At 38.1% G+C, this 12,936-nt stretch carries 10 protein-coding genes; 6 read left to right on the top strand and 4 right to left on the bottom strand.

Features of this window, described 5'->3' with window-relative positions; genetic code table 11:
• Nucleotides 1-4: 4 nt before the first annotated feature.
• From EG346_RS17920 to EG346_RS17910, 3 genes are all read left to right on the top strand, one after another.
• Nucleotides 5-1,051 carry an HlyD family secretion protein gene (locus tag EG346_RS17920; protein WP_123880539.1) on the top strand — a complete coding sequence of 349 codons (1,047 nt, stop codon included), beginning with the start codon at nt 5-7 and terminating at the stop codon, nt 1,049-1,051.
• Nucleotides 1,052-1,389: 338 nt separating this feature from the next.
• Nucleotides 1,390-2,952: an MFS transporter gene (locus EG346_RS17915; protein ID WP_123880537.1), complete on the top strand. Its 1,563-nt coding sequence runs from the start codon at nt 1,390-1,392 to the stop codon at nt 2,950-2,952.
• Nucleotides 2,953-2,995: 43 nt separating this feature from the next.
• On the top strand, nt 2,996-4,357 hold the full coding sequence (locus EG346_RS17910) for an aldehyde dehydrogenase (protein ID WP_123880535.1): 1,362 nt from the start codon (nt 2,996-2,998) through the stop codon (nt 4,355-4,357).
• 29 nt (nt 4,358-4,386) lie between these two features.
• Here EG346_RS17910 and EG346_RS17905 read toward each other — a convergent pair whose 3' ends face one another.
• Nucleotides 4,387-4,959, bottom strand: a complete 573-nt coding sequence (locus EG346_RS17905; RefSeq protein ID WP_123880524.1) for a thioredoxin family protein — start codon at nt 4,957-4,959, stop codon at nt 4,387-4,389.
• Between the two features lie 80 nt (nt 4,960-5,039).
• On the opposite strand from EG346_RS17905, the gene EG346_RS17900 reads away from it, so the two are divergent.
• The 3 genes from EG346_RS17900 (at nt 5,040) to EG346_RS17890 (ending at nt 7,749) form a co-directional block, all read left to right on the top strand.
• A complete protein-coding gene (locus EG346_RS17900) occupies nt 5,040-5,924 on the top strand; it encodes a lysophospholipid acyltransferase family protein (protein ID WP_073336293.1) in 885 nt (294 codons plus the stop codon).
• A gap of 5 nt (nt 5,925-5,929) precedes the next feature.
• Nucleotides 5,930-6,907, top strand: coding sequence for a glycosyltransferase family 2 protein (locus EG346_RS17895; protein WP_073336291.1), 978 nt, complete (start codon nt 5,930-5,932; stop codon nt 6,905-6,907).
• 284 nt (nt 6,908-7,191) lie between these two features.
• The gene (locus tag EG346_RS17890; RefSeq protein ID WP_123880522.1) at nt 7,192-7,749 is read left to right on the top strand and encodes a 3'-5' exonuclease; all 558 of its coding nucleotides are present in this window, start codon (nt 7,192-7,194) and stop codon (nt 7,747-7,749) included.
• 550 nt (nt 7,750-8,299) lie between these two features.
• Here EG346_RS17890 and apaG read toward each other — a convergent pair.
• The 3 genes from apaG to EG346_RS17875 all read right to left on the bottom strand — a co-directional run bounded on the left by apaG (nt 8,300) and on the right by EG346_RS17875 (nt 12,882).
• Nucleotides 8,300-8,689, bottom strand: coding sequence for a Co2+/Mg2+ efflux facilitator ApaG/CorD (apaG, locus tag EG346_RS17885; RefSeq protein ID WP_073336287.1), 390 nt, complete (start codon nt 8,687-8,689; stop codon nt 8,300-8,302).
• A 79-nt stretch (nt 8,690-8,768) separates the two neighbouring features.
• Nucleotides 8,769-10,025: a 2-oxoglutarate dehydrogenase complex dihydrolipoyllysine-residue succinyltransferase gene (gene odhB / locus EG346_RS17880; RefSeq protein WP_073336286.1), complete on the bottom strand. Its 1,257-nt coding sequence runs from the start codon at nt 10,023-10,025 to the stop codon at nt 8,769-8,771.
• A gap of 40 nt (nt 10,026-10,065) precedes the next feature.
• A complete protein-coding gene (locus tag EG346_RS17875; protein WP_073336284.1) occupies nt 10,066-12,882 on the bottom strand; it encodes a 2-oxoglutarate dehydrogenase E1 component in 2,817 nt (938 codons plus the stop codon).
• Between the last annotated feature and the right edge of the window lie 54 nt (nt 12,883-12,936).

Genomic DNA, 12,936 nt, shown 5'->3' with positions numbered 1-12,936 from the left:
AACTATGGCAAAGAAACAACTGACACAAAAAGAAAAAAGAATTAATAAAACGATCACGCTTCTTGCCTGGATCCTCATTATCAGTGGAATTACAGGAATGGTAAGTTTTTATCTTTTTTCAAGAAAAAATGTCACCACCAATGATGCTCAGATCGAACAATATATCACTCCCGTTTCCAGTAAGGTTTCAGGCTTTATTAAAACCATACAGTTTGATGAAAATCAGTTTGTCCACAAAGGAGATACGCTTATTATCATAGACAATCGGGAATTCGTTAATCAGGTTAAAATGGCCGAAGCAGGGCTTCATGCCAATGCTGAAAATATCACCACCATAGAAAGTGGAGTTAACACCAAAGAAAGTGACTCCAAAATTATCGATGCCAAGATTGCTTCAGCGAAAATCGATATATGGAGAACGGAACAGGATTTTAAGAGGTACAAAAACTTGGTTTCTGAAGATGCAGCAACTGAACAGCAGTTTGAAAATGTAAAAGCATCCTATGAGCAGGCAAAAGCTAATCTTTTAGCTTTAGAACAACAGAAAAATGCTGTAAAGGCAGGTGCCAGCGAGCAGCAGACTAAAGTAGCCCCGGTGAAAAGCCAGATCCAGCAAAGCTCTGCAAGCCTGAACAATGCTAAACTTTTCCTTTCCTATACCGTGATCACGGCTCCTTATGACGGCTGGGTAGGTAAGAAAACCATTCAGGAAGGGCAGCTGATCAAAGAAGGTCAGGCTCTTGTACAAATGGTAAGCAAAGAAAAATGGATTATTGCCAACTATAAGGAAACACAACTTGGACAGATTGATCCGAAACAGGAAGTAACCATCACCGCAGACGCTTATCCTGACATTGAATTTAAAGGAAAGGTGATTTCCGTATCGCCTGCATCAGGTTCACAGTTTTCACTGGTAAAACCCGACAATGCTACAGGAAATTTTGTTAAGATTGAGCAGAGATTTCCGGTAAAAATTATCCTTGATAACAATCAAAATAACGAAAAGCTTCTTTCCGGAATGAATGTTCTGGTAAGTGCGAAGAAAATATAGTGATTTTGTGTGAGTGTTAGAGAATGTGAGGGTGTGTGAATTATTAAAACAGTTGAGTAGGAATGCAGAAGAATACTTTAATAATGATCACACCAGCACATTTTTAAAAGAATACATGATAATAGTCAATACATAGCCAGATTAGATTTTTTTTAACGGAAAGGCAGAACTGCAGTGACGGGCTACTGATGATTCATTAGCATTTGTCATTTACCTTTTACTTTTTTTACAACCTGCTCTTTTGTCTTTCCGTTTTTTTTTTCATTATAAAAGATCTTCAGGCCTATCAATACATCTGTACATTACTTAATCCCAATTAATTATACCAATACATCCTCATGCAACATAATACCGTGTATCATCAATGGGTTCCCCAATGGCTGAAACTGCCACTCCTGGTACTCGCCTTATTTCCCCATCTGATGCTGTTATCTATTTTACATTCCAACAGTGCTTTTACGTCTTCTTTTATGGATGTAGACTCAGATGACATTCAGTATTTAATGATTTTGATGTACGGAACATTTGTAGTCACCCTTTTGGTTTTGCAGCGGTTTATGGCTTATTTCAGTGTGAAATATTATATCCTTCTCATGTCTTCGATTTCGGTCATTATTCTTTATGTATTATCCGTCACCAATAATTATCAGGTCATTCTGGTGATAAGGTTTCTGGAAGGAATCTTCGGATTGATGGAAGGCGCCATCTTTCTTCCGCTTATCATTGCTGAATTAAAAACGAAACACGCCAAGGTTATCGCCTATCTTTTTATGTATACTATTATGCTTACAGGAGGAACGGTAACAACTTCTTTACTGAAATCAAGCATTGAGAATTATAATTTTCAGCATATGATCCTGATGATGGTTTATTTTCACATTTTTGTCCTGATTATTGGCATCGCTCTTTTCAATACCAACAGGTTTTTTCCTAAAATGCCTCTTTATCAACTCGATATTACCAGTTGGTTTCTGCTGTGGGCCTGTCTGCAGTCCGGAGGATATGCAATTATTTACGGCAAAAGACTGATGTGGTTTGAGTCTGATACGATTACCCTGTGTCTTTTTATATTTCTGCTTTCAGGAGGATTATTTATGCTCAAACAAAGGAATTCCAAAAGACCGATCTTTCATTTTGAAGTTTTCAGTTCAAAGAATGTTATTGCAGGAATGATTCTTTTTTTCATTTTTTACCTGATCCGTTCCGGGCTGAATAATGTGTACAGCATTATGGCTACGGTCTGGAAATGGCCATGGGATTATATTGTCAATATTCAATACTGGAATGTAGCAGGAACTTTATTGGGGGTAATTTTATCAGGAATATGCCTGATGCGGGGAATTTCTTCAAGAATTGTTTTCTTTACCGGATTTCTGCTTCTGGCCGTGGATTGCGCATGGTTTACCTATACCTTTTATCCTGACACTACCCTTTCAACGATCTGTCCGCCTCTATTCCTGCAGGGAATTGCCCAGGGATTACTGTTCACCCCGTTGGTTTTCTTCCTGATTTCTGGAATGCCGGAGCAATATGTAGCTAATGCAACCGCTTTAGGAACAACAACCCGTTTCTGGACCACCGCCATTGGGTATGCTCTGATGCAGAATCTGATGCTCTTTTTAACGTTAAAACATTCTGATACTTTAAGTTTCAATTTAACCGATACGAATCCTGTCTTCTATAGCCAGTGGAGCCAGCTGTTTGGCGCCAATCTGTCTAAACTTCCTGTTAATGAGTCTTTATCTATGACTGCCGGAACATTTAAAGCCAAAATAACAGCGCAATCCATCCTTCTTTCCAATATGGAAATTTTCACGGGATTGTTCTGGCTGGCTTTGATCACAGCATTTGCTCTGCTACTCTATCACCCTGTAAAAATTGCAGTGAGAAACATTATGTAATTTTTAGGCCGAAAATTTGCTATAATTCAGGAAATTTGATTTTATGGAAATTCAGGAAATCGTATCGAATCAGAAAGCCTTTTTCAAAACCCAGCAAACGAAGAACATCAAGTTCAGAAAAATGTATCTTGAAAAACTTCGGGATATCGTTATCAAAAATGAAGACCTTTTGTATGAGGCCATCCATAAGGATTTCGGAAAGTCAAGGTTTGACACTTTTACCACGGAACTGTCCTTTGTTCTGAATGATATTGATTATTATCTGAAGAATGTAAGTTCGTTTTCAAAACCTAAAAGAGTGACAACCAATCTGTCTAACCAGATCGGGAAAAGCAGTATTCATCCTGAACCTTTAGGCTGTGTTCTGGTTATCGGTGCCTGGAATTACCCCTATCAATTATCGCTCTCTCCTATGATTGCTGCCTTAGCTGCGGGAAACTGTTGTATTTTAAAGCCGAGTGAAATAGCCGAAAATACAATGAAAGTGATGGCTCAACTCATCAATGAAAACTTTCCTCCTGAATATCTGTATGTTTATGAGGGCGGAATTGATGAAACCACCGCACTTTTACAACTGAAATTTGATAAAATATTCTTTACAGGAAGCACAAAAGTAGGAAAGATTGTATATAAGGCTGCCGCAGAGCATTTAACGCCCGTTGTCCTTGAATTGGGCGGAAAATCGCCTGCCATCGTCACCAAAGATGCCGATCTTGAAGTCGCAGCCAAAAGAATTGTATGGGGTAAATTTCTCAATGCCGGACAAACCTGTGTAGCTCCCGATTATCTGCTTGTAGAAGAATCTATCCATGAACAGTTTCTGGAAATGCTCAGAAAACAGATCACAGAATTTCAATACGGGCCGGATGCTGAGCAGTATACAAGAATTATCAACAGGAGAAATTTTGATCGTTTGGTGAAGCTTATCGATAAAGACCAACTCTATTTTGGAGGAAATTCAGATGAAAGAAAATTATATATAGAACCGACCCTTTTAAATAACGTCAACTGGGAAGATGAAGTGATGCAGGAAGAGATTTTTGGTCCTTTACTTCCTGTTATAAGTTTTAATAGTTTCAACCTTGTTCTCAACACGATTCTGGATCTTGAAAAACCACTTGCAGCCTATCTTTTTACCCGAAATTCTGAGGAAAAAGATGCCTTTACCGCTAAGCTTTCTTTTGGTGGAGGCTGTATCAATGATGTGATCATGCATCTAGGCAATGACAGACTGCCTTTTGGAGGCGTTGGGAACTCAGGAATCGGAAATTACCATGGAAAATTTGGTTTCGAAGCTTTTTCTCATCAGAAATCTGTTCTTGAAAAGGCAACCTGGGGCGAACCTAGCATTAAGTATCCTCCCTACTCTGAAAAGAAATTAAACTGGATCAGAAAATTATTATAAAAAAACCGGGAAAATTTCCCGGTTATATTTTATGATTTAGGTGCCCATTGAGTAAAGAATTCCTGTACTTTTTCTTTACTGTACCCTTTTCCTTCTTCAAGCACTGAACTGTCCTTTAGGACATGAACCACTTTGCCGTTTTTATCTAAAACAATGAAAAACGGATAACCCAGCTTTTCTTTGATATCAACATATTGGCTAAAAACCTTTTCATTTTTATTTTCAGGTGAATAATTCAGGTGATAATATAAATAATTCTTGTCCACTGTTTCTTTTAATTCTGGAGTATTCTGCACAAAATTATTAAAACGGAGACACCAGATACACCAGTTTCCACCAGCCTGGATTATAATATTTTTACCTTCTTTTTTAGCTTTAGCCACTAATTTTTTGATATCAGCCTCTGCATTTGCTTTCGGGTCGTAAGGCTTGGGAAGTTTTGCCTTTTCTTCACCTGCTTTCTTCTTCGCATCCAGTTCTGCATGATCCGCTTTCACCAGAAGCGCATGATCCTGCTTTCTTTCTGCCGGCTGATTTTTGGTATCCTGTGAAAAAGCAATGACACTTAATCCCAGAAAGGCTATGATCGACAATTTTTTCATAACATAAAAATAAAAAAAATATTACTTATTACAAGCAAAAATAGAACCATAATTTTATTATCACTAAATTTGCATGTTTTATGAATTTCTTAATCAAAATATTATATTTAATTTCTAAACTTCCGCTTAAAGTATTGTATATTTTTTCGGACGTTATGTTCTTTCTAAATTATTATTTGGTAGGATACAGAAAAAAAGTGATCACTCAAAATTTACGAAAATCTTTTCCTGACAAGTCAGAAGAAGAAATTGCCGTGATAAGAAAGAAGTTTTATGAAAATTTCTCAGATTATCTGGTAGAAACCATCAAATCTTTCAGTATTTCCGAAACGGAGTCCAGAGTAAGAATGCAACACATCAACCAGGAAGTGTTTCATGAAGCCAAAGCCGAGGGCAAAAATATCATCATGCTTGCCGGGCACGTCTTTAACTGGGAATGGATCAATGCCCTGGCGAGAATTATTCCGCAAAAACACTGCCATCCGGTCTACAGAAAGGTAAACAGCGATTTCTGGGAAAACCAGATGAAGAAAGTCAGAAACAAATTTGGAAACGAAGCGCTGGAGGCTAATGAAGTGATCATGAATATCTTCAGATCTAAAAATGATGGCGAATCAGCGTATATGTTTGTGGCCGATCAAACGCCGCATGTTGCCCATGTCAACTACGGATTAGAATTTTTGCATCAGAAAACCCCAGCTTTTATCGGCTATGATAAACTGGCCACCAGAATGGACCTTGCCTTTATTTATTGCGAAATGAAAAAGGTAAAACGAGGCTATTATCAGGTCAATTATCACAGAATCTATCCTGACGGTGAAAAGTTTACAGAGCATGAAGTGGTAAGAAAATTCCATAAACTTCTTGAAAATACACTGCACAAGCATCCTGACAACTATTTATGGTCACACAGAAAATGGAAATACCAGGACTCGATTAAAACGTTTGATTCCGAAAAAATATAATTCTGATGCCTACCAATTTAGCAGTTGCCATTTTAAACTGGAACGGTAAGAACTGGCTTGAAAAATTTCTTCCAGATGTTGTCCGTTTTTCTCAGAATGCTGACATTTATGTCATTGATAATCTTTCAACTGATGATTCTATAGATTTTATAGAGCGTCAGTTTCCTACTGTAAAAATCATCAGAAACGATAAAAACTATGGTTTTGCAGGAGGATACAATGAGGGTTTAAAAGAAATAAAGAATGAATATTACTGTCTCCTCAATTCTGATGTAGAAGTCACGGAAAACTGGATCAATCCCGTTATGGATCTTTTTGAAAAAGACGCCTCCATAGCCGCTGTTCAGCCTAAAATCTTATCGTTTAATAATAAGAATTATTTTGAATTTGCTGGTGCTGCCGGTGGTCTGATAGACAATCTGGGCTACCCGTACTGCCGCGGACGTATTTTTGACAGTCTTGAGGAAGATAAAGGACAGTATGATGACGAAAAAGAAATTTTCTGGGCTTCGGGCTGTTGCTTTTTTATCCGTTCCAAGGATTTCTGGGCACAAAAGGGTTTCGATGAGAGATTTTTTGCCCATCAGGAAGAGATTGATCTTTGCTGGAGACTGATTAACTCGGGAAAGAAAATCTTCTACACCGGAAAGTCCAAAGTCTATCATGTAGGTGGAGGAACGTTGAACAAGCAGAGCGCTCAGAAGACTTATCTCAATATGCGAAACAATCTTTCGATGATGGTGAAAAATCTTCCTTTTCCCCAACTGATCGGCATCATCTCTTTAAGGCTTGTTTTAGATGGATTTGCGGGAGTTTATTTCGGGCTGAAAAATGGTTTTGCCCATTTCTGGGCTGTTTTAAGAGCGCATTTTGGATTTTACGGACAGCTTCCGGGAACTTGGAAACTTCGTCAGAAAAATCAGAAAGATGATTTCTATCAATCGAAGTGGCTTATTTTTAAACATTTTTTAGGAGGAAAATAAAAGTTAAGCCTATAAGGGATTCTGTTTTTATTGAGAATCAAAATTTTAATTTCATGAAGACTTTTTCTAGCACTGTTTTTTTAAATATCCCATATTTTGGCTTAGTAAAGAGTAGGATTGTTTAGCATTTCAAAATCATTTGATTTCAGAAAAAATTTATATCTTACACGTTAATAATTTTTAGCACCAGCCGACCTATTAAACGTCAAATCATCGATTCCAGTTTATTATAAAGCAGTATCAGCTACTTATCATTCATAATTTTAAACCCATCACTCATTAAAATGGATTTTTGCGCAATAGATTTTGAAACAGCCACTCACGAAAAAAATTCGGCGTGCGAAATGGGCATTTGTGTTGTTCAGGATTCCAAAATCGTTGAAACCAGAACCTGGCTTATCAAACCTCCGAGCTTTCCTTATTTCAGCAGATTCAATATTGATGTTCATGGAATAAAACCTGAAGATGTAAAAGACGCGCCTACCTTTGATGAGATCTGGTATGAAGCTGAAGAAATGATGTACGGATCGCTAATGATTGCCCATAATGCAAGTTTTGACGCAGGTGTTTTAAGGGGCTGCTTCGATCATTATGGAATGTTCACCCCAAAACTGAATTACCTATGCAGTATTCAGCTGGCCAAAAAATCATGGAACTATCTTCCTAAATACGGTTTGAAACATCTGGCAGAACATCATCAGATCAGTCTGAATCATCACCGTGCAGGCGATGACGCTGAAGCTTGTGCAAAAATAGCCCTATTGGCTTTTGAAAAGCTAATCATCACTCAAAATGAAGAAATACATGGCTCTTTTCTAAATAAATACATAAAAAAACTATAACTAAAAACTTAAAAAACTTTTACTTCCGGCTGCTTTTATAGTCAGCAATCTAATCTTTGCAAAAAAGCTCAGAACTTACTTATGAAAGTGTTTTTTAGGAACAAAAGAATTAGTATCAGGAAATCATTCAGCCATAAAAGTGTATCCTAATCCGGTTAAGGAAGGTTTTATTGAGATTAAAGGTCTTGATGATATACAATGGACTAATATTTACAGTTCTGAAGGAAGACTTCCTCCAGTACAATTCTTCTGATTTAAAATGGATGTTTCCTGTCTTTCAAAAGGAGTCTATTTTCTGGAAGCTAAATCTTCGAATGGCATAAGCGGACACCGATTTATCAGAGAATAATCAATACAAATTCGTGGAAAGGCAAATCTGCTTTTAAAAAGTAAAAGCATGATGCTGGAAAAAGGGAGCTCATAAGATGAGAAAAGACAATCTAAATTAAGTTTTCTTTTTTATGCATAAAACTTGTCAGATATTAAATAGTAAAGGACAGCTTCCTTCTTCTAACATCATTAAATCCTATTTTTCCACTTCTGATTCAGGCTAATTGCTTAAAACTTCAGACAACAGATTAAACTTCGGGATTTCTATCTCAAAAGTTTCCTGAGTATCCATGTTTTTAACAAGGTATTTGCCGCTCATATTTCCTACGCCGGACCGAAGCATAACATTGGAGAAATAAGCGAAATTTTCGCTTACCGGAATCTCCGGTGTCAATCCTATTACTCCATCGCCTATAATCTCAGTATATCCAAAGCCTACGTCGAAGATCAGCCATTTTCTTTTAATTACTTTAATCGGAAAACTACCGTCGTTTTCTATCGTAATATTATACTTGAAGACGTAACGGTTTTCAGATGGATAACTGTTTTTACTATCATATTCAGGTATTACTGAAACTTTGATATTGGAAGTCATTTTTGAGAACATCATCTTAGTATTTTCTTAACAAATACAAAAATCTCGCCTTTTTAAGGCGAGATCGTAAGTTATATTATAATTTTATTAAAATCTATAATCCAAGGCCTTTTCTTTCGTCACCTCCCATTAATATTTCAACAGGATTGTCGATACCTTCTTTTACCGCTACAAGGAATCCTACAGACTCTTTTCCGTCGATAATTCTGTGGTCATAAGACATTGCTACATACATCATTGGTCTGATTACAACTTGTCCGTCAACAGCTACCGGTCTCTGGATGATATTGTGCATTCCAAGGATAGCAGATTGTGGCGGGTTGATGATAGGGGTAGATAACATCGATCCAAAAGTACCACCGTTTGTAATCGTAAATGTACCTCCGGTCATTTCATCAACTGTAATTTTACCGTCTCTTACTTTGGTAGCAAGATCTTTGATGTTAGCTTCTACTCCGCTGAAAGACATATTTTCTGCATTTCTCAATACAGGAACCATTAATCCTTTAGGACCTGAAACCGCAATTGAAATATCGCAGAAATCATAATTTATTTTAAAATCTCCGTCGATGGATGCATTCACATCAGGATACATTTGTAATGCTCTAGTAACCGCTTTTGTAAAGAAAGACATAAATCCTAGTCCTACTCCATGTTTCTGAGCAAATTCTTCTTTATATAATTTTCTTAATCTGAAGATTTCAGACATATCCACTTCGTTGAAAGTGGTCAGCATCGCTGTTTCGTTCTTTACAGAAACCAATCTTGAAGCGATTTTTCTTCTTAGAACTGAAAGTTTAGTCGTCGTCGTTGTACGAGCACCCGTTGCAGTAGAAGGAGTTCCTCCTAAAGCAGGAACTGCAGCCAATTCTGCATCTGTTTTAGTGATTCTTCCGTCTCTTCCGCTTCCTGAAACCTGTCCTGACTGAATTCCTTTCTCGTCAAGGATTTTTTTAGCTGCAGGAGATGGAGCTCCCGTTGCATAAGTTTGTGGAGCAGATACCGGAGCCGCTGGTTTTGGCGCTTCCTGTTTAGCAGGTTCAGCAGCTTTCGGAGCTTCTTCCTGTTTTGGAGCTTCAGCAGCAGGAGCACTTCCGCCTGCAGGTTTAGCAGCATCCACATCAATTAAACAAACTACCTGACCAACCTGTACTACATCACCCTCTTCTGCTTTTAATGTAATGACACCGCTTTGTTCCGCTGGCAATTCAAGAGTTGCTTTATCTGAGTCTACTTCTGCGATGGGCTGATCTTTTTCTACGTAATCACCATCTTTCACAAGCCAAGTTGCAATTTCAACTTCTGTAATGGATTCTCCCGGTGAAGGAACTTTCATTTCTAAAACTGACATATTGAGTATTTTTTATTTTTTAATTGGGTATTATTCTTAATTACGCTGTCACGGGTCTTTTTGCAGGAGCATCATCTCTGTCGAAAACTCTGTTGATCACTGCATTTTGGTTTTTCTCAAACATTTTGTGGCTTCCCGGAGCCGGAGCACCGCTTGGTACCGGAGCTACAACCTGGATTCCTGTATCTCTGAAATTTCTCAGGATATAAGACCATGCCCCCATGTTTTCAGGTTCTTCCTGAGCCCAAACCAATTGTGTTCTGTTGTCATATTTGCTGAAGATCGCATCTATTGCATCTGCCTGAAGCGGGTACAACTGCTCTAATCTTACCAATGCAATATTTTCACAATTCAGTTCTTCTTTCTTCGCTAATAATTCGAAGTATAGTTTCCCTGAACACAACACTAATTTTTCAACTTTTTTAGGATCTGCAGTAGGATCGTCCAATATTGGCTGGAATGAACCGTTTGCAAAATCTTCCAGTGGAGAAACCACTTTAGGATGTCTCAATAAAGATTTAGGACTCATTACGACCAACGGCTTTCTGAATGACCATTTAAGTTGTCTTCTTAATAAATGGAAATAATTGGCAGGTGAAGTGATATTGGCTACCACCATATTTTCGTTCGCACAAAGCGTTAAGAATCTTTCTAATCTTGCAGAAGAGTGTTCTGCTCCCTGACCTTCCGAACCGTGAGGCAAAAGCATCACCAATCCGTCCTGGATCTTCCATTTCTCTTCAGCTGCCGCCAGATACTGGTCAACGATGATCTGAGCACCGTTTACAAAGTCTCCGAACTGAGCTTCCCAGATGGTCAATGTATTAGGAGAAACCATGGCATATCCATAGTCGAAACCTAAAACTCCATATTCTGAAAGGTGAGAGTTGAATACATCAAATCTGCTTTCTGACACGTGTCTCAAAGGAATATACTCTTCTTCTGTATCTTCAGTTTTTACCACCGCATGTCTGTGAGAGAATGTTCCTCTTTCCACATCTTCTCCGGAAATTCTTACATTGTGGCCTTCCACAAGAAGGGTAGCATACGCCAACCACTCGCCAAGAGCCCAGTCTAATGAATTTCCTTCGATCGCCTTAACACGGTTATCAAACAGTCTTGTAATTTTATTGATGAACTTTTTATCAGCAGGAAGAGATGACATTTTAATAGCCAGTTCTTTAAGCTTCTCTAAGTCAAATTTTGTATCTACAGGAATCTGAACAGCACCTCTTTTTCCGATAGGATAATTGATCCAGTCATCTGCCATGAACAGGTCCATTGCATTTTTTTCAATCTCCTTGGAAGCATCAAAATCTTTATCTAAAAGTGCTTTGAAATCTGATTCCATTTTGGCAATCACATCGTTGGACGTGATGCTGTCCTTAAGCAATTTATCTTTATAAATTTCTCTTGGATTTGGGTGTTTTGAAATTAATTTATACAGATTAGGCTGCGTGAATCTAGGCTCATCTCCTTCGTTGTGCCCATATTTTCTGTATCCTAATAAATCGATATAAACATCTTTCCCAAACTTCGCTCTGAAATCTGCTGCAAAATGCATTGCATGAACTACCGCTTCAGCATCGTCAGCATTAACGTGCATCACCGGCGATTCTGTTACTTTTGCAATATCTGTACAGTAGGTTGAAGATCTTGCATCTGCATAGTTAGTCGTAAATGAAACCTGATTGTTAACAACGATATGAACAGTTCCTCCTGTTTTATATCCTTCCAGCGTCATCATCTGAGCTACTTCGTAAGCAATTCCCTGACCGGCAATCGCACCGTCACCATGGATTACGATTGGAAGAATCTTGGAACCGTCTCCTTTGTATTTGTCATCTATCTTCGCGCGGCAGATCCCTTCTACAAGAGCTGCTACGGTTTCAAGGTGGGATGGATTCGGGGTAAGGTTGATGGCTACTTCTTCTCCTGAAGCAGTTTTCACTTTTTTAGATGATCCCAGGTGATATTTAACGTCACCGGAGAATACATCCTCTTCGAATTCTTTTCCTTCAAATTCCGAGAAGATTTGCTTGTAAGATTTTCCGAAAATGTTTGACAACACGTTCAGTCTTCCTCTGTGAGCCATTCCCAGAACTACTTCGTCTACTCCTAACTGAGAAGATCTCGAGATCAACTGATCCAATGCAGGGATTAAAGTTTCACCACCTTCCAGCGAGAATCTCTTTTGTCCTACAAATTTGGTGTGAAGATAGTTTTCAAAAGCTACTGCCTGATTTAATTTTAATAAAATCTCAGTTTTTTCATTTGCAGAAAGACTTGGGTGGTTTTCGTTCACCTGAAGCCATTTCTTGATGAAGTCTTTTTCTTCAACGTTGTTGATATACGTGTATTCTACTCCGATAGAATCGCAGTAGATACTTTCCAAATGCTTGATCAGGTCCTGTAGTGTTGCAGGTTCTTTCATTCCTGTTTCAACAGCACAGTTGAATTTCGTATTTAAATCCTCCTTGCTAAGACCGAAGTTCTCGATGTCTAAAGTAGGCGTATAGTGTCTTCTTTCTCTAACTGGGTTGGTCTTTGTGAACAAGTGCCCTCTCGTTCTGTAAGCCTCAATAAGGTTTACTACCTTGAACTCTTTTTTGATGTGCTCAGGAACTTCTCCGCTGGATACTGCCTGAGAGATTTGCTGTACTGCCGGAGCAGCGTTGGCCGGGGCCTGAATGTATTGAACGTTATCATCATCTCCATAGTTCTCCAAAGCAAAATCGAAACCTTGAAAAAAGGCTTTCCATGATGGCTCCAAAGAATCCGGGAATTTTAAGTACTGTTGGTATAAATCCTCAATTAACTGAGAATGAGCTGCGTTTAGGAATGAAAATCTGTCCATTATTACAGTTTATCTATTATTAAAATTTATTTGTAGAATTAATCTTCAAATTTA

Origin of the sequence: Chryseobacterium carnipullorum, from assembly GCF_003815695.1 — a bacterium.
In the GTDB taxonomy this organism is placed as follows: Bacteria; Bacteroidota; Bacteroidia; order Flavobacteriales; family Weeksellaceae; genus Chryseobacterium; species Chryseobacterium carnipullorum.
Note: the sequence above shows the minus strand (reverse complement) of the source record. Positions and strands in the feature narration are given on the sequence as shown.